Source organism: Amycolatopsis sp. SB7-3, from assembly GCF_041021335.1.
Classification (GTDB): Bacteria; Actinomycetota; Actinomycetes; order Mycobacteriales; family Pseudonocardiaceae; genus Amycolatopsis; species Amycolatopsis japonica.
Genome location: NZ_JBFPJQ010000001.1, coordinates 1,295,604 through 1,311,616 on the forward strand (window position 1 = coordinate 1,295,604; position 16,013 = coordinate 1,311,616).

Consider the following 16,013-nt stretch of genomic DNA (forward strand, 5'->3'; position numbering starts at 1 on the left):
CGTTCGTATACATTGCCGCGATGGATCTCATCGCACTCACCACCCGGGCCCATCGGGCCACCGGAGCCACGATCGCCGGAATCGGCGCGGACGACTGGGACCGCTCGACCCCCTGCGCCGAATGGACCGTCCGTGACATCGTGAAACACCTGATCGAGGGCCACGATTCCCGTACCGCGCAGGCGACGGGCCAGCCGATGAAGAGCCGGCCGTCGGCCGACGACGACCTCGCCGGGTCCTACGAAGCGAGTTCCGCCGAGTTCCTCGCGGCCTTTGACGGCGAAGCGCTGGAGAGGACTTTCGATTTCGGGAGCTTCGGCCCGCTCCCCGGGAAGAACGCGCTGGCCGTGCTGTTCGTCGACACGCTCACCCACGACTGGGACCTCAACACCGCCCTGGGCCGTGAACACCGCTGGGACGACGAGCTCGCGACGGCCGCGTTGAAGGTGGCGAGCCGCTATCCCGACGTCACGCCGGTCCGCGGACCCGGCGGCGCCTTCGACCACGCTGTCGAGGCACCGCCGGACGCCGGACCGGGCGCACGGCTCATCGCGTTGCTGGGCCGTTCAGCTCAGCCGACTCCTCGTCGCTGAACAACCGGGACCGGACCAGGAAACGGACCCCTTCGGGCGCCTCCAAGGAGAATCCGCTCCCCCGGCCGGGGACGACGTCGATGGTCAGATGCGTGTGCTTCCAGTACTCGAACTGGGGGCCCGACATCCACACCGGAACGTCGCCGACGCCTTCGACGCTCAGGTCACCAAGGTGGACGTCGGACGCCCCGGTGCGGAATTCGCCGGCCGGGTAACACATCGGGGCGCTCCCGTCGCAGCATCCGCCGGACTGGTGGAACATCACCGGTCCGTGGAGTGACACCAGCCGCCGCAGCAGATCCGCGGCGGCCGGTGTCAAGCCGACCCGCTCGGCCATCAGAAGAACCCGAGCGCACTGTCCGAATAGGACACCAGCATGTTCTTGGTCTGCTGGTAGTGGTCCAGCATCATCTTGTGGTTCTCGCGCCCGATCCCGGACGCCTTGTAGCCGCCGAAGGCCGCGTGCGCCGGGTACGCGTGGTAGTTGTTGACCCACACCCGGCCCGCCTGGATGTCGCGGCCGGCGCGGTAGGCGGTGTTGCCGTCACGCGACCAGACACCGGCGCCGAGGCCGTACAGGGTGTCGTTGGCGATCTTCAGCGCGTCGGCGTAGTCGTCGAACCTGGCCACCGAGACGACCGGGCCGAAGATCTCCTCCTGGAAGATCCGCATCTTGTTGTCACCCTCGAAGACCGTCGGCTGCACGTAGTACCCGCCGGACAGTTCGCCGCCGAGGTCGCTGCGCTCGCCGCCGGTGAGGATCTTCGCGCCTTCCTTCTGACCGATGTCGATGTAGGAAAGGATCTTCTCGAGCTGGTCGTTGGAGGCCTGCGCGCCGATCTGCGTCTCGGTGTCGAGCGGGTGCCCCTGCTTGATCTTCTTGACCCGCTCGACGGCGTCGCCGAGGAACCGGTCGTAGATGCCGGACTGGATCAGCGCCCGCGACGGACAGGTGCAGACCTCGCCCTGGTTCAGCGCGAAGAGCGCGAAGCCTTCCTGCGCCTTGTCGTAGAACGCGTCGTTGGCGGCGGCGACGTCGTCGAAGAAGATGTTCGGGCTCTTGCCGCCGAGTTCGACGGTGACCGGGATGATGTTCTCGCTGGCGTACTGCAGGATCAGCCGTCCGGTGGTGGTCTCGCCGGTGAACGCGACCTTCCGCACCCGGTTGCTCGACGCGAGCGGCTTGCCCGCCTCGACGCCGAAACCGTTGACGATGTTCAGCACGCCCGGCGGGATCAGGTCGCCGATGAGCGACATCAGCAGGTGGATCGACGCCGGGGTCTGCTCGGCGGGTTTCAGCACGATCGCGTTGCCCGCGGCCAGCGCGGGCGCGAGCTTCCAGACCGCCATCAGCAGCGGGAAGTTCCACGGGATGATCTGGCCGACGACGCCCAGCGGCTCGTGGAAGTGGTACGCGACGGTGTTGTCGTCGATCTGGGAGATGCCGCCCTCCTGGGCGCGCAGGGCGCCGGCGAAGTAGCGGAAGTGGTCGATGGCCAGCGGGATGTCGGCGGCCAGGGTCTCGCGGACCGGTTTGCCGTTCTCCCACGATTCGGCGACGGCGATCGCTTCGAGGTTCTGCTCCATCCGGTCGGCGATCCGGAGCAGCACGTTCGCGCGCTCGTCCACCGACGTCCGGCCCCAGGCCGCGGCCGCGCCTTCGGCGGCGTCGAGCGCGCGGTCGATGTCGGCGGCGGTGCCGCGGGCGACCTCGGTGAACACCTGTCCGGTCACCGGGGTCGGGTTCTCGAAGTACTGACCGCTCGCGGGCGGTACGTACTCGCCTCCGATGTAGTGGTCGTAGCGCGACTCGTAGCTGACGACGCTGCCTTCGGTGTTCGGTGCCGCGTACTTGGCCATCTTTCCTGCCTCATCGCTAGGGGTGGCGGATGACGGCGAAGCTAGGGCGGGTGAGGTTGCACGCACGTTGCAACGAAGTGAGCGCGGTCACCTATTCTCGGAAACGTGGCAGAGCGGCCCGCTGGAGAGTCCTCGCCGCGTGACCCCCAGGCGTACGCGCGGCTGCTGAAGGACGTCCACGACGCCGTTCTCTCCGGGGTTCCCGCGCCGCGTTCCCCCAGGTCGATCGTGTCCGCGTCGTGGAATCGCTCGCTCGCCGCGCACGTCGATCCGGACACCGGCGTCGCCCCGCTCGTCTACGACTCCGGCGAGGTGAACGGGCTGCGCGACGAGCATCCGCTGGCCCCGGTCCTGCCGATCCTGCGGCAGACGCTGGTGAGCATCGCCGACGACGCCGAGCACATGATGATCGTGACCGACGCGGCCGGGCACATCCTGTGGCGGGAGGGCGCCGCGGGTGTGCTGCGGCGCGCGGACGGCGTGATGCTCGCCGAAGGCACGCGCTGGAGCGAGGACGTCATCGGGACGAACGCGATGGGCACCACGCTCGCCACCGGGGAGCCGGTGCAGATCTACTCGGCCGAGCACCTGGTGCGGACCTATCACGGCTGGACCTGCGCGGCGGCGCCCGTACGCGATCCGGAGACCGGCGCGCTGCTGGGGTCGATCGACGTCAGCGGTCCGCTGCGGACGGTCCATCCTGCGATGCTCGCGCTGGTCACGGCGGCCGCCCAGCTCGCCGAGGGCCAGCTGCGGGCCCGGCTCGCGATGCGCGACGAGCGGCTGCGGGCCGCGAACATGACCCATCTGGAAGCGTTGCGTGGCGCGCCGGGCGCACTGCTCTCGGCGAAGGGCCGCGTGCTGGCGGCCGAATCCTGCGGCGACCTTCCCTCCACTGTGGACATCCGGCCCGGCGGCGGCGCGGTCACCCTGCCCGACGGGCGGCTGGGCACGGTGGAGCCGTTGACCGAGGGTTACCTGCTGCGCCTGCGGAACCGGGCCGCGGCGCGGCGGCCGCGGCTCGCGCTGGAGTTCCTCACCGACGGGCCACCGTCGACCACAGTGGACGGTCGCGAGGTGCCGTTCACCTTGCGGCACGCGGAGATCCTCACCCTGCTCGCGCTGAACCCGGGCGGGCTCTCGGCGGAGCGGCTGGCCCTGTTGCTCTACGGCGAGAGCGGCAATCCGGTGACCGTGCGCGCCGAGATCCACCGGCTCCGGACACAGCTCGGCTCGGACATCGTGCAGACGCGGCCGTACCGGCTTTCCGCCGAGGTGGACGCCGACTTCCTGCGCGTCCGCGCGGCGCTCAAACGAGGCGACGTCGCGGCAGCGGCGGACGCCTTCCGTGGTCCGCTGCTCGCCGAATCGGAATCCCCCGCCGTACGCGAGGAGCGCGAAGCCGTCACCGCGTCGGTCCGGCGGGTCGTCCTCGGCAGCGGCGACGCGTCGGCGTTGTGGTCGTACTGGGAGACCCCGTGCGGGGCCGACGACCTGGAGATCGTCGACGCGCTGTGCCGGGTGCTCCCGGACGGCGATCCGCGGCGCGCCGTCGCCTTCACCCATCGGAACCGTCTCGACCGCTGAGTAGACAGCGTCTACATCAGTTTGATAGACAGTGTCTACAAGGTGAACTCGCGGTTACGGAGATCTGGATGGGCTACCAACGTTTCGTCGCGCTCGGCGACAGCTGCGCCGAAGGGCTGGCCGATCCGCATCCGTCGGGCGGTTTCTACCGAGGCTGGGCCGACTTCGTCGCGCACCGGCTCGCCGAGGACGAGCCCGGTTTCCGTTACGCCAATCTCGCGGTCCGCGGGCGCAGGCTCGACCAGATCCACGCCGAGCAGACCCCGGCGGCGACCAGGCTCCAGCCGGATCTGATCGCCTTGTTCGGCGGCGGCAACGACGTGATGAGCCGCGGCTGGGACGCGCGCACGGTCGCCCGCCGCGTCGACACCGCCATCCGCGCCTGCACCGAGATCGCGCCGCGGGTCGTCACCTTCACCCTCAGCGACATCTCCCACCGCATGCCGATGGGCCACCGCATGCGCCCGCGCATCGTCGCGCTGAACGACGCCGTCCGCGAGGCGTCCGTCAGCTACGGCGCGACGCTGGTCGACCTCTGGCCGGACGACGCGGCACACGATTCCCGCTACTTCGGCCCGGACCGGCTGCACCTGTCCGAGCAGGGCCACCGGCGCCTGGCCGGGCACGTGCTCGGCAAGCTCGACGTCACCCACGACCCGGCCTGGCTCGCTCCGCTGCCCGGTTCGGCCGGACGGCCCGGCCTGCGCGCGGATCTGCGCTGGCTGACCAGGGAGGTCCTCCCGGTCGCGGTCAGCCGGTTCCGCAACCGGCTCATCGGCCGCCAGCCGGGTGACGGCTTCCTGCCGAAACGCCCCGACCTGCTGCCCGTTCTCGCGGAGACCCGGTCGTGGGCGCCCGAACCCGCCTGATCGACACCGCGGCGACCCTGCTGGCCGAAGAAGGCGTCGGCGCCGTGACGCTGCGCGGGATCGCCAAGGCCGCGGGCGTCTCGCACGGCGCGCCGCTGCGGCATTTCACCGGCCGCGCGGCGCTGCTTTCGGCGGTCGCCACCCGCGGCTACGTCGAGCTGCTCGAACGCGGCGCCGACCTGCCGGCCGGGACACCCCGCGAACGGCTCATCGCGGCCTGCCACGGCTATCTCGATTTCGCGCTGGCCAATCCGGCGATGTTCGAGCTGATGTTCCGCCGCGATCTCATCGATCCGGACGATCCCGAGCTCACGCGGGTGAGCAGCGCGGTGTTCGACTTCTTCGCCGCGTTGGTCGAAGACGTGCAGGAAGGCGGCTGGCATCCCGCGACCGATCCGCGGCTGCTCGCGTCGTCGCTGTGGGCGTCCCTGCACGGCCTCGCCCAGTTGTGGCTCTGGGGCGGGCTGGCGGGCGCCAGCTTCGCGCCGACACCGGAGCGGGCGCTGGCCGTCACATTGGACGCCTATCTGGGCTGAAGCTCGGCGAAGAGGCGGCCTGTTCCGGATATCCCCTCCCGAAGGCCCTCTTACCCGGAGCGGGTCATCCTCTTCGCCGAGTCGGGGAATGGAATATCCATCCTGTTCCGACGTTATCCGGACCGATCACCGAGCGGAATCCCCGCGAGTCGGAAGCCGGGGTAAACCTTGGCGGTATAGGGCGCGCTGAATACCGCGCTGGTTGCAGGAATTGGGCGCCCTCTCGCCGCGACGGTAACTTGCGGAAGTGCCGTCCCTCTTCTCTCTCCTCCGCGCACGGCCGCTGCTCATCGACTGCCTGATCACCGCGGCGGCGGCCACCCTTCTCGCCTTGGGCGCGGCACCCCGCGGCGGTTCGTTCGGCGACCCGGCCGGGGCGGGCGTCATCCTCGCGGTGCTCATCGCCCTCCCGCTGATCATGCGCCGCCGTCATCCCATCGCGGTCCTGCTCGCGTCGGTCTCCCTCATGACCGTCTACACCGCTTTGGGCTACCGGGCCACGCTGGGCGAGCCGTCGGCGTTCATCGCGGCGTACACGGTGTGGGCGCGGTATCCACCCGCCAAGGCCGTCCCGCCGACGATCGCCTGGATCGCCCTTTTCGAACTGGGACTCGTGCTCGGCGAGGTGCCGTCCTTCGTGGTGGACACGACCCGCCTGCTCGCGCAGTGCGCGGGCACGATCATCGTCGGACGGCTCGGCTACCTGCGCGCGGACCGGATGGTGGAACGCGCCGTCCGCGCGGAACGGGAGATCCGGCTCGAGGCGGAACAGGCCGTCGTCGAGGAGCGCATCCGTATCGCCCACGAGCTGCACGACGTCGTCTCCCACCACATTTCGGTGATCGCGGTGCAGGCGAATCTGGCCCGGTACGTCTTCGAATCCTCCCCGGACACCGCGCGCACCGCACTCGACACCATCACGGGGACCACGACCGAAGCACTCGACGAACTGCGGCGCCTGCTCGGCGTACTGCGCCCGCCCCAGCGCGAAACCCACGAGTACCGCCCCCAGCCCGGCCTCGCCGACCTTCCCGCACTGGTCACCCGTGTGCGTGAAGCCGGCCTCACGGTGAAGACGCGGACCATCGGCGAACCGCGACGACTTCCGCCGGGTCAGCAGCTGTGCACCTACCGAATCGCGCAGGAAGCGCTTACCAACGTGCTGAAACACGCGGATCAGGCGATCGTGGAACTCGTCCTCGAATACGGCGAAGACGCGCTCGTGCTGAGTGTCCGCAATTCCGCGTCCGAAGGGACACCACCACCGAATCCGGCGGGACAAGGCCTCATCGGAATGCGTGAACGGGCGAGAATGTACGGTGGTTCGATCGAAATGGGACCGGCCGGATCCGGTGGTTTCGCGATCGAACTGACCCTTCCCTATCTGCCGCAGGAGCGAGCCCGGTGACCAGTGTGCTGGTGGTCGACGACCAGGATCTCGTCCGGGCGGGATTCGTCGCCCTGCTCGAAGCCGTTCCCGGTGTCCGGGTCGCGGGCGAGGCGCGAGACGGGCTCGAAGCCGTCGAGAAGGCTCGTGAACTGCGTCCCGACGTGATCCTGATGGACATCCGGCTTCCCGAACTCGACGGAGTGAAGGCGACCGAGCGGATCCTCGCGGACACCGGGGCGGAAAAGCCGCACGTGCTCATGCTGACGGTGTTCGACCTCGACGAATACGTCTACACGGCGTTGCGCGCGGGCGCGGCGGGTTTCCTGCTCAAGGACAGCCCGCCGGAGACCCTGATCGCCGGGATCCACGCCGTCGCGCGCGGCGACATGCTGTTCGGCCCGACCATCACGCGGCGGCTGGTGGAGGCCTTCACCCAGGGCCCGCCGGACAAGCCGGCGGCCCCGCCCGCGCTGGCCGGGCTGACCGAACGCGAAATCGAGGTGCTGCGTTTCGTCGGCACCGGCATGCCGAACGCGGACATCGCCCGGAGCCTGCTGGTCAGCGAGGCCACGGTGAAAACGCACCTGAACCGTTTGATGACCAAGCTCCGGATCTCCAGCCGGGCCCAAGCCGTGGTGGTGGCCTACGAAACGGGACTCGTGCGACCGCGCGGTTCCTGAATCACCCGCTCGAAATCCTTCCCCAGCACGGCTTTCGCGGCGTACCAGCCGCCCATCCCGTGCACGCCGGGGCCCGGGGCCGTCGCGGCCGAACACAGGAAGACACCGCCGAGCGGCGTCCGGTGTGTGTTCCACCGGGCGACCGGCCGTCCGAGCACCTGCCGCAGAGTCACCGCGCCCGCCGCGACGTCGCCGCCGGGATAGTTCGCGTTGTAGGCCTCCAGTTCCGGCGCGGTGACGCAACGGCTCGCCAGGATCGTGTCGGAGAAGCCGGGCGCGAACCGTTCGATGCGCCCCCGGACGAGCTCGGTGACGTCTCGCGGATCCCCGTTCGGCACATGGCAATACGCCCACACCGGCCGCTTGCCCGGCAGCCCGCGCGACGGATCGATCGCCATCGGATCCGACACGAGCACGAACCGGCCGTCCGGATCTTGCCCGCGCACGATGGCGTTTTCGGCGGCGTAGACCTCGTCTCGGGTGCCTCCGAGATGGACGGTGCCCGCCTTGCCGACCTCCGGCGCCGCCCACGGAACCGGTTCGGACACCAGGAAATCGACCTTCGCCGCGCCGGGTCCGTAGCGGTAGGCCTCCAGCGCCTTCCGGTATCGCGGCGGCAACAGCCCGCCGGCGATTTCGAGGAAACCACGCGGGGCGATGTCGAGGATCACCGTGCGCGACTTCGCCAGTCGCCGCAGATCGGTGATCCTGCTTCCGGTGTGGATCCGTCCGCCGCGGGCGCGGAGATCGGCGGCCAGAGCCTCGGTGATCGTCCGGCTTCCGCCGCGGGCGATCGGCCAGCCCGTCGAGTGCGCGAGGTGGCTGAGCAGCAGCGTCGCACCGGCCGCGGCGAGTGAGGGCTGGCGGCTCATCACGTGCGCGGAAACCCCGGCGAGCAGCGCGGGCGCTTCCGGACCGGTGAACAAGCGGCGCTCCGAACCGGACGCGAGCAGCGCGATCCTGGCCGGGAGGAGGGCCGCGGCGCGCGGGTCGCGAGGCGGACGGCGAAGGTCTCCGAGCAGGAGATCGGCCAGTTCGCGGCTACGGTCGGCGAGAGGGCCCAGCAGACGCCGCCACCGGGGACCGTCCGCGCCGAGGGCGTCACAGGTCCGGTCGAGATCTTCGTACGCGAGAGCGGCCCGGTCACCGCCAAGGGGATGCGCGTACGCGATCTCCGGCCGCAGAAGGTCGACACCGTGTTCGGCGAGACCGAACCAGCGGAAGAAGGGAGACGCCGCGGCCAGCGGATGTCCGGTGGCGCAGATGTCGTGCCGGACCTCGTCGTCGAACAGCGAAGCCGTGCGCGTCCCGCCACCGATCTCTTCGGCCGCTTCGTGCACTTCGACCGTCAGCCCCGCCCTGACCAGCAAGACCGCCGCCGCGAGCCCGTTCGGCCCGGAACCGACCACCGACACGTCCACCGGCATACCGCCCCCTCACCGGGATCCGGACCTCTCGTCCGAATATTGTCGGACCTCTCTCCTAGATTGATCCGCTCCAACCCAATCAGGAAGGAGGACCATGCCCGACCATGACACGCTGCTCGCGCGCGTCCGGAAACTCCTCGCGAAGGCGGAGGACCCGGCGGTCACCGAGGCCGAAGCCGAGTCGTACAACACCAAGGCCGCCGAACTGATCGCCCGGTACGGCATCGATCAGGCGTTGCTGGCCGCCTCCGGGGCGACCGCCGACGAGATCACCCAGATCAAGATCCCGATCGACAACCCGTACAGCCGGGACAAGGCGGGCCTGCTCACGAACATCGCGCATCCGCTGCGCTGCCGGGCCCTGCTGCACCGGCTGGGCCAATCGGTCACCGCGGTGACGGTGTTCGGTTTCCGTTCCGATCTGGAGCGGACGGAACTGCTGTACACGAGCCTGCTGCTGCAGGCGACCACCCAACTGACCAGGGTGCGCCCGGAGAACCGGGTGTTCGCGGGCGAATCGCTGGCCGCGTACCGGCGGACGTGGCTGCACGGATTCTCCGGCGCGGTCTACGAACGGCTCCGCAACAGCGAGGACACCGCGGCCAGGACCCATACGGCCACCGCCGGTCACCGCTCGGCCGAACTGGTGATCCAGGATCGGACGGCGATGGTCAAACAGGCGTACGACGAGCAGTACGGCGACCTGCGCTCGGCTCCGCCGAGGCGGCTGTCCGGCAGCGGCTATCTCGACGGTCACTCCGCCGGCGAGCGCGCCAACCTCAACACCACCGGAATCACCGGACGGCGCCGCGCGCTGCCCGTACGCTGATCAGTACCGTATCCGTTTCACCCGCCTGACCTTCGCGTCTTCGGGCAGCGGCCGAGCGCTCCCATCGACAGGGATCTCGTCCGGTTCCGGAGGCCGCACATTGTGCACATGCGCCTCTTCGCAGGCACCGTGAAGATCGAAGTTCCGCCGAGCGACCGTAAGTGACAGGGCACCGTTAGGCCCACCTCGGACGACGTCAGTGTCGTGGTCGTCCTGCCCGTCGTCTTCCCAGAAGCAGACCGAGCAGATCTCGAACGCGCCGCGCTCGCCCAGCGTGAGATAGCCGCAGCAAGGACAGGCGTACGCTCCACTTCCTCTCGTCATACCGGAAAACTACCTCGTGAGAATCGCGTGTTCTCGGGTCTACTGAGGACATGATCGTGATCGAAGACCTGGCCACCAGGCCCGAACTGCGCGAGCCCGCGCTCGGCCTCGGCGGCGTCGGCGGCGAATTCCTCCAGCACGGTCTGGCCGGACTGCTGGCGAAGTCGTCCCACCTGGCCGCCCGCTGGCCGGAATACTTCCTCGTGCTGCTGGAAGACGGCGTTCCCGTGGCGAGAACCGCCGCCGTCCCGGTCGGCTTCCCGACCGCCGAACGCCCGGAACTGCCGGACCACGGCTGGGACGCCGCCCTGATCTGGGCCGCGGAAGACCTGCTGAGCTCCCGTGAGACGAATACGTTGATCGCACTCGAAGTGATGGTCGCGCCAGGCCGCCGTGGCGGCGGCCTGGCCACAAAAGCGTTGGAAGCGTTGAAAAAGCGCGCTTCGGAAACAGGGATGGGCAAACTCGTCGTGCCGGTCCGGCCGGCCGGGAAGGAGAACGAACCGGGACTGTCCTTTGAGGACTACATCGCCCGCCGTCGCGCGGACGGGCTGCCGGAGGATCCGTGGCTGCGCACGCATGAACGGCTCGGCGCCCGGTTCCGGAAAGTGGCACCGTTCGCGATGACGGTCACCGGCACCTTCGCCCAGTGGAAGGCGTGGACCGGCGTCGAACTCCAGGACGGCCTCACGGCCGTGCCGGGCGGGATCGCGCCGGTGCTCGCCTCCTCGGCGCTGGACGTCGGCGTCTACACGGAGCCGAACGCCTGGCTCGAGCACCCGGTGGACGAAGCCGGCACCGGCTAGGTTTCTTCGGCATGTACAGGAGCTCGGCGTCAGCCGGGTGTTGCCGCAGCTGGCGTCACTGGGAGAACGGGCGTGGCGGCGCGACCGTAAATCCGTGGCTCCCGCACGCGTCCCGGAACTATCGTCGCCGAATGCCTGACGCGCTCTTCGCCCACGCCCGGCTCGCACCGATCTACGACGCCTTCGACGGCGCTCGCGACGACCTGGACCACTACCTCGGCATCATCGGCGAGCTCGGGGCGAAGAGAGTGCTCGACGTCGGCTGCGGCACCGGTTGCCTGGCCGTTCTCTTGGCCGCGCGCGGAATCGAGGTCGTCGGTGTCGATCCCGCGAAGGCGTCACTGGACGTCGCGAAAGCCAAAGACCTGGAAGGGAAGATCACCTGGATCCATGGCGACGCGCAAGCGGCGGGCGACGTGGGAGCCGATCTCGCGGTGATGACCGGGAACGTGGCCCAGGTCTTCCTGACCGACGACGAATGGAACCGGACCCTCGAAGGCGTCCATACCGCGCTGGTGCCGGGCGGTCATCTGGTCTTCGAGATCCGGCGCCCCGGACGCCGGGCGTGGGAGGACTGGGCGGCCGACACGGCGCACGAAACCATCGACGTTCCCGGCGTCGGCGAGGTCGAGCAGTGGCGCGAGGTCACCGAAGTGAACCTCCCGTTCGTGTCGTTCCGGTACAGCTACCGGTTCCCCGACGGCGAGGTCGTCACCTCGGACTCGACGTTGTGGTTCCGCGAACGCGAAGACCTGGAGTCCCTGCTGGCGGAGCACGGATTTCGCGTCCTGGACGTCCGGGACGCCCCCGACCGTCCAGGACGCGAGTACGTGTTCGTCGCCCAGCGCGGCTAGAGGACTTCGCCGTCCGGGATGGTTTTCGGCCCGGTGACCTTCACATCGCCCCGGACGACGACGTCCTTTCCGAAGGTGACATCGCCGTCCACCGCGAGGCTCGTGCACTCCTTGAGCGAAGGCGCGACGGGGATACGCGCGTCGAAGTCCGGAAGGAGCTTGTAGAACTCCTTGCTCAGCGACACGACCGGCGGGGTTGTGGTGAACTCCGGGACCATCTCCCCGCCGTCGTCGAGCACGTATGCATCGGACCGGACGACCAGCAGATCGTCGGTGGTCTTGACCGGAGCGAACCGGCTCCGCGGGATCTCGATGGCCCGCGCGCCCTCGACCGAACCGATCGCCGCGCCCATCGCCGTTTCGAGCTGGATCACCGGCGTGCTGGCGGCGTCGGCGGGATCGACGGTCTTCCGGTTCACGATCAGCGGGAGCAGCGGCGCGGCGGGGTCCGCGTCCTGCAGCGCCTTCAGGCGTTCGAGATCGAACCAGATGTTGTTGGTGTTGAAGTAACGCCACTTGGCGACGTCACCGAACGAGTCGTCCCCGTCGGGAACCTGCGCGGATTCACGCAAGACGATCCGGCCCGCACGCCGCGCGAGGTGCCCGCCCTTGCGGTCGGCCGCGGTGCCGAGCACCGTCTCCATCGCGAAAGGGATGTCCTCCGTCGCCAGCCACGCCGCGATCCGGGCGTCCGGAAGCGCGCCGAGGTTGTCGGAGTTGGACACGAAGCACCAGCGGATTCCCTCGGCCAGCAGGGTTTCGAGCATTCCGCTCACCGCGAGCGCGACGTAGATGTCGCCGTGCCCCGGCGGGCACCATTCGAGCTCCGGGTTCGCGGGCCAGGCGACGGGCCGCCCGTCCGCGGTGATCTTCGGTTCACGCCCCTGCAGGAAGTCGGCCGGGATGACGTCGTCGGCGAGATCTGGATACTTCTTCAACAACTCCAGCGAAGGTTCGCGGGTGCCCGCCGAATTCATCAGGATCAGCGGGAGCCGCGCGTTGTACTTCTCCCGGGTCGAAAGCACCTGCATGGCGATGACGTCGAGGAACGTCTTCCCCGGTTTGATCTCCAGCAGCGATTTCGGGCCGGTGAGCCCCATGCTCGTGCCGAGCCCGCCGTTGAGCTTCAGGACGGCGGTGCGGTCCAGCACCCGGCGCGCTTCTTCGGGGTCCGGCTCGGGCAGATCCACGAGCCTGCTGATGTCATCGAGAGGTTCGAGTTCGTTTCCCGGCAATTCACCGGCGCCGGGTTCGGTCAGCTGCTCGAGACGCCGTCGCAGGGCCGCCAGCTCCATGGGGTGGGCGCCCGCGGAACGCATTTTCGACAGCGTTTCGGCGAAATGATCGGACAGGTGCGCGTCAGAGCTCATTGTGCCCTTTCTGAACCACTGCGTCGGGGCGTCAGTCTATTACCGGGCGCGGCGCCAAGCCGTGCTCCGGGGTCAGTACCCCGGTCATGCGGACGTCATGCGGTTCCGCGGGCAACTCGCGCACGAGTTCGGCGTCCCGGACGACGGCGATCAGTGCCGCGCCGGGTGCGGCGAAGGAGAGCGACCGGTCGTAGTACCCGGCGCCGCGGCCGAGCCGGACGCCCGCGTCGTCGACGGCGAGCGCCGGGATCAGCACCAGATCGGCCGTCCCCAGCGTGTCGGGACCGAGGCGGCGCCCGGTCGGCTCGAGCAACCCCCGCAGCCGTCCCGGCCCGAGGCTCGACGGTTCCTCGTAGACGGCCCACTCCAGCGGGCCCGGCGCGTCGGGGACGATCGGCAGCAGCACCCGTTTGCCCTGGTCCAGAAGTTGATCAAGTAGTGACGTCGAACCTGGTTCGGTACCGAACGGAACATAGGCGCACACGACTTCACCGGGCAGGCGAGCGGCGGCCGCGGCTAGCGCCACGGCCTCCCGCGCATGCTCTTCCAACACCTGCGAACGCCGTTCGGCGGTTATCCGGGAACGCCACTCCGTTTTGCTCAGGTGTTCATTGCCGGGCTCGACCACGTGGTCAGGTTAGGCTTCACGCCTATGACAGGCGCAGCGACCACCCCGGCGGCACGGACCACGAGGAGCTTGCCCGATCGGGCGATTTCCGCGGCTTCGGACCGCATCACTCCTGGTAACGGTGGTGAACTTCAGTTCACCGACGGGCCTTCAACGCGTGCCTGGTCGAACGAACGGATCGAGATCCCCCAGTCATGACGGAACCCATCGCCGAAGCGGCCGAGACCGAAGACGCGGGACAGTTCCGTTCCGTCGAGGATCAGATCTCCCTGACCCTGGACGCGGCGGTACGCCCGCGCCCGGTCCGGGTCGCCATCTCCGAGGCCCAGGGCCTCCTGTGCGCCGAAGAGGTCGTCGCCGAACACGCGCTGCCCGGTTTCGACCAGGCCGCCGTCGACGGCTACGCGGTGCGAAGCGTCGATGTCCGCTCCGCGGGCCAGGAGCCGGTGCAGTTGCCGGTGGTCGGCGAGATCGCCGCCGGTTCCCGCCAGCCGCGGCGGTTGCAGCCGGGGCAGGCCGTGCGGGTCGACACCGGCGCGCCGCTGCCGACGCTCGCCGACGCCGTCGTCCCGACCGCCTACACCGACGGGCACCAGGCCAAGGTCACCGTGCATCGGTCGGTGCCGTCGGCCGGTTACGTGCGCCGGACCGGCGAGGACGTGCAGATCGGCGACGTCGCCGTGCGCAAGGGCGACACCATCGGCTCGGCCCAGGTCGGCTTGCTCGCCGCGGTCGGCCGCGCGAAGGTCCTGGTCTACCCGCGACCCCGGGTTTCGATCGTTTCCGTCGGTGACGAACTGGTCGACATCGACCGCACCCCCTCGGTCGGACAGGTTTACGACGTCAACTCCTACGCGCTGTCCGCGGCCGCGCGGGACGCGGGCGCCGAGGTGAGCCGCGTCGGCATCGTCCCCGGCGATCCGAAACGCCTGCGAGAGGTCGTCGAAGGCCGCCTGCTGATGTCGGAGATCGTCGTCGTCGCGGGCGGCGCCGGCGGGAGCGCGGGCGACGAAGTGCACGCGGCGCTGTCCGATCTCGGCCACATCGACATGACCCGCGTCGCCATGCACCCCGGGTCCGTGCAGGGTTTCGGCAGGCTCGGCCCCGACTCGGTGCCGACGTTCCTGATCCCCGGCAACCCGATGAGCGCGCTGGTCGTGTTCGAGGTGCTGGTCCGCCCGCTGATCCGCGCCGCGCGCGGCACCCGCAACCCGCACCGCCGGATCGTCGGCGCGCGGCTGCTCTCCCCGATCACCTCGACCAAGGGCCGGAAAGGGTTCCTGCGCGGGCAACTGCTGCGCGACGAGGGCAACGGCGAGTACCTGGTGCAGCCGCTCGGCACCTCCGGCGCGCATCTGCTCGCGTCGCTGGCCGAGGCGAACTGCCTGATCAACATCGACGAAGACCTCACCGAGGTCGCCGCGGGCGAGCAGGTCAAGGTGACCTTCCTGGCCCAGCGGGCGTAATGGGCGCACCGATTTCCGGCGTCGCGTATCCGATCGAGAGCAGGCATCCGGGCTGGCCCGCGAAGCTGGGCCCGCTCCGGGTGCCCGCCGGGATCCTCGCCGTCCGGCCGGTCCGTCTCCGCGACGCCGGTGAGTGGAGCCGCGTCCGGCTGCGCGATCGCGAGCACCTGGAAATGTGGGAACCGACCGGCGTCGGGCCCTGGCCGGATCGCAACGCGTATTGGTCATGGCCGTCCCAATGGCTGGCATTGCGCGGCTTGGCCAGGCGCGGTCAATGTCTCCCGTTCACCATCACGGTGGACGGACGCTTCGCCGGGCAGATCACTGTGGGTAACGTCATCCGGGCGTCGCTCCGATCGGCCTGGATCGGCTACTGGGTGTCATCGGACATCGTCCGCGGTGGCGTCGCGACCGGCGCCGTCGCCCTCGTCACCGACCACGTCTTCGACTTCGGCGGGCTGCACCGCCTGGAGGCGACCGTCCGCCCCGAAAACACCCCCAGCCTGCGGGTTCTCGGCAAAGCGGGCTACCGGCAAGAAGGACTTTTCGAGCGTTATCTCGATGTCGCGGGTGGCTGGCGGGATCATTTCTGCTACGCCGTCACCAAGGAGGAGACCGGTGACGGACTGGTCTCACGGCTCGTCTCGAAGGGCCTCGCGGAGCGCGTTTGACCCCATTACCGGGTCGTTCCGGTGACCGCGTTACCACAAGCTGTGAGATTCACCTAATTTGGTGATGCATTTTCCGTGATCGAAACCGGCGAGTCTGCGCGGCGTGTGTGACTGTTGTGGCTA

17 protein-coding genes are annotated in these 16,013 nt (G+C 69.3%); 11 read left to right on the forward strand and 6 right to left on the reverse strand.

The features are described 5' to 3' along the window. Positions 1 to 20: 20 nt before the first annotated feature. A complete protein-coding gene (locus tag AB8M46_RS06265) occupies positions 21 to 593 on the forward strand; it encodes a TIGR03086 family metal-binding protein (protein ID WP_394359788.1) in 573 nt (190 codons plus the stop codon). On the opposite strand, the gene AB8M46_RS06270 is transcribed toward AB8M46_RS06265, so the two are convergent. Both AB8M46_RS06270 and AB8M46_RS06275 read right to left on the reverse strand, forming a co-directional pair. After that, positions 547 to 930: a DUF779 domain-containing protein gene (locus AB8M46_RS06270; protein WP_037340581.1), complete on the reverse strand. Its 384-nt coding sequence runs from the start codon at positions 928 to 930 to the stop codon at positions 547 to 549. The two genes, AB8M46_RS06265 and AB8M46_RS06270, sit on opposite strands and share 47 nt — an antisense overlap. Continuing rightward, complete coding sequence (locus tag AB8M46_RS06275) at positions 930 to 2,453, reverse strand: aldehyde dehydrogenase family protein (RefSeq protein WP_037340578.1); 1,524 nt, start codon at positions 2,451 to 2,453, stop codon at positions 930 to 932. The genes AB8M46_RS06270 and AB8M46_RS06275 overlap by 1 nt, the downstream gene beginning before the upstream one ends. 105 nt (positions 2,454 to 2,558) lie before the next feature. Here AB8M46_RS06275 and AB8M46_RS06280 point away from each other — a divergent pair, with 105 nt between their 5' ends. From AB8M46_RS06280 to AB8M46_RS06300, 5 genes are all read left to right on the forward strand, one after another. Further along, complete coding sequence (locus AB8M46_RS06280) at positions 2,559 to 4,040, forward strand: helix-turn-helix domain-containing protein (RefSeq protein WP_037340576.1); 1,482 nt, start codon at positions 2,559 to 2,561, stop codon at positions 4,038 to 4,040. Between the two features lie 68 nt (positions 4,041 to 4,108). Continuing rightward, entirely contained in the window at positions 4,109 to 4,909 is an 801-nt protein-coding gene (locus AB8M46_RS06285) for an SGNH/GDSL hydrolase family protein (protein WP_394359789.1), read from the forward strand. Continuing rightward, entirely contained in the window at positions 4,888 to 5,445 is a 558-nt protein-coding gene (locus AB8M46_RS06290; RefSeq protein WP_360120220.1) for a TetR/AcrR family transcriptional regulator, read from the forward strand. The genes AB8M46_RS06285 and AB8M46_RS06290 overlap by 22 nt, the downstream gene beginning before the upstream one ends. A 247-nt stretch (positions 5,446 to 5,692) precedes the next feature. Continuing rightward, the gene (locus AB8M46_RS06295; protein WP_037340568.1) at positions 5,693 to 6,853 is read left to right on the forward strand and encodes a sensor histidine kinase; all 1,161 of its coding nucleotides are present in this window, start codon (positions 5,693 to 5,695) and stop codon (positions 6,851 to 6,853) included. Then, positions 6,850 to 7,515, forward strand: a complete 666-nt coding sequence (locus AB8M46_RS06300; RefSeq protein ID WP_394359790.1) for a response regulator — start codon at positions 6,850 to 6,852, stop codon at positions 7,513 to 7,515. Before AB8M46_RS06295 ends, AB8M46_RS06300 begins: the two co-directional genes overlap by 4 nt. Here the strand turns inward: AB8M46_RS06300 and AB8M46_RS06305 are convergent. Next, the gene (locus tag AB8M46_RS06305) at positions 7,479 to 8,942 is read right to left on the reverse strand and encodes a phytoene desaturase family protein (RefSeq protein WP_394359791.1); all 1,464 of its coding nucleotides are present in this window, start codon (positions 8,940 to 8,942) and stop codon (positions 7,479 to 7,481) included. The genes AB8M46_RS06300 and AB8M46_RS06305 overlap by 37 nt on opposite strands. A gap of 94 nt (positions 8,943 to 9,036) precedes the next feature. On the opposite strand from AB8M46_RS06305, the gene AB8M46_RS06310 reads away from it, so the two are divergent. Then, positions 9,037 to 9,771: a DUF2786 domain-containing protein gene (locus AB8M46_RS06310; RefSeq protein ID WP_037340562.1), complete on the forward strand. Its 735-nt coding sequence runs from the start codon at positions 9,037 to 9,039 to the stop codon at positions 9,769 to 9,771. Here AB8M46_RS06310 and AB8M46_RS06315 read toward each other — a convergent pair whose 3' ends face one another. Then, entirely contained in the window at positions 9,772 to 10,095 is a 324-nt protein-coding gene (locus tag AB8M46_RS06315) for a CPCC family cysteine-rich protein (protein WP_394359792.1), read from the reverse strand. It abuts the gene before it with no gap. 50 nt (positions 10,096 to 10,145) lie between these two features. Here AB8M46_RS06315 and AB8M46_RS06320 point away from each other — a divergent pair, with 50 nt between their 5' ends. Next, complete coding sequence (locus AB8M46_RS06320) at positions 10,146 to 10,901, forward strand: GNAT family N-acetyltransferase (protein WP_394359793.1); 756 nt, start codon at positions 10,146 to 10,148, stop codon at positions 10,899 to 10,901. Positions 10,902 to 11,032: 131 nt separating this feature from the next. Continuing rightward, positions 11,033 to 11,755 (forward strand): class I SAM-dependent methyltransferase, encoded by a 723-nt coding sequence (locus AB8M46_RS06325; protein WP_394359794.1) that lies wholly within the window; start codon positions 11,033 to 11,035, stop codon positions 11,753 to 11,755. Here the strand turns inward: AB8M46_RS06325 and AB8M46_RS06330 are convergent. Both AB8M46_RS06330 and AB8M46_RS06335 read right to left on the reverse strand, forming a co-directional pair. Next, positions 11,752 to 13,125 carry a UTP--glucose-1-phosphate uridylyltransferase gene (locus tag AB8M46_RS06330; protein WP_394359795.1) on the reverse strand — a complete coding sequence of 458 codons (1,374 nt, stop codon included), beginning with the start codon at positions 13,123 to 13,125 and terminating at the stop codon, positions 11,752 to 11,754. The two genes, AB8M46_RS06325 and AB8M46_RS06330, sit on opposite strands and share 4 nt — an antisense overlap. A gap of 31 nt (positions 13,126 to 13,156) precedes the next feature. Beyond that, entirely contained in the window at positions 13,157 to 13,729 is a 573-nt protein-coding gene (locus AB8M46_RS06335) for a 5-formyltetrahydrofolate cyclo-ligase (protein ID WP_394360851.1), read from the reverse strand. A gap of 218 nt (positions 13,730 to 13,947) precedes the next feature. Between AB8M46_RS06335 and glp the strand changes: the two genes are divergently transcribed. Both glp and AB8M46_RS06345 read left to right on the forward strand, forming a co-directional pair. Continuing rightward, on the forward strand, positions 13,948 to 15,219 hold the full coding sequence (gene glp, locus AB8M46_RS06340) for a gephyrin-like molybdotransferase Glp (RefSeq protein ID WP_016337356.1): 1,272 nt from the start codon (positions 13,948 to 13,950) through the stop codon (positions 15,217 to 15,219). Continuing rightward, a complete protein-coding gene (locus tag AB8M46_RS06345) occupies positions 15,219 to 15,890 on the forward strand; it encodes a GNAT family N-acetyltransferase (RefSeq protein ID WP_037340548.1) in 672 nt (223 codons plus the stop codon). Before glp ends, AB8M46_RS06345 begins: the two co-directional genes overlap by 1 nt. Positions 15,891 to 16,013 lie beyond the last annotated feature (123 nt).

Coding starts and splice junctions, on each gene's coding strand:
- AB8M46_RS06285 (WP_394359789.1), top strand. CDS start 4,109: ATGGGCTACCAACGTTTCGTCGCGCTCGGCGACAGCTGCGCCGAAGGG.
- AB8M46_RS06305 (WP_394359791.1), bottom strand. CDS start 8,942: ATGCCGGTGGACGTGTCGGTGGTCGGTTCCGGGCCGAACGGGCTCGCG.
- glp (WP_016337356.1), top strand. CDS start 13,948: ATGACGGAACCCATCGCCGAAGCGGCCGAGACCGAAGACGCGGGACAG.
- AB8M46_RS06320 (WP_394359793.1), top strand. CDS start 10,146: ATGATCGTGATCGAAGACCTGGCCACCAGGCCCGAACTGCGCGAGCCC.
- AB8M46_RS06270 (WP_037340581.1), bottom strand. CDS start 930: ATGGCCGAGCGGGTCGGCTTGACACCGGCCGCCGCGGATCTGCTGCGG.
- AB8M46_RS06330 (WP_394359795.1), bottom strand. CDS start 13,125: ATGAGCTCTGACGCGCACCTGTCCGATCATTTCGCCGAAACGCTGTCG.
- AB8M46_RS06310 (WP_037340562.1), top strand. CDS start 9,037: ATGCCCGACCATGACACGCTGCTCGCGCGCGTCCGGAAACTCCTCGCG.
- AB8M46_RS06315 (WP_394359792.1), bottom strand. CDS start 10,095: ATGACGAGAGGAAGTGGAGCGTACGCCTGTCCTTGCTGCGGCTATCTC.
- AB8M46_RS06325 (WP_394359794.1), top strand. CDS start 11,033: ATGCCTGACGCGCTCTTCGCCCACGCCCGGCTCGCACCGATCTACGAC.
- AB8M46_RS06265 (WP_394359788.1), top strand. CDS start 21: ATGGATCTCATCGCACTCACCACCCGGGCCCATCGGGCCACCGGAGCC.
- AB8M46_RS06345 (WP_037340548.1), top strand. CDS start 15,219: ATGGGCGCACCGATTTCCGGCGTCGCGTATCCGATCGAGAGCAGGCAT.
- AB8M46_RS06275 (WP_037340578.1), bottom strand. CDS start 2,453: ATGGCCAAGTACGCGGCACCGAACACCGAAGGCAGCGTCGTCAGCTAC.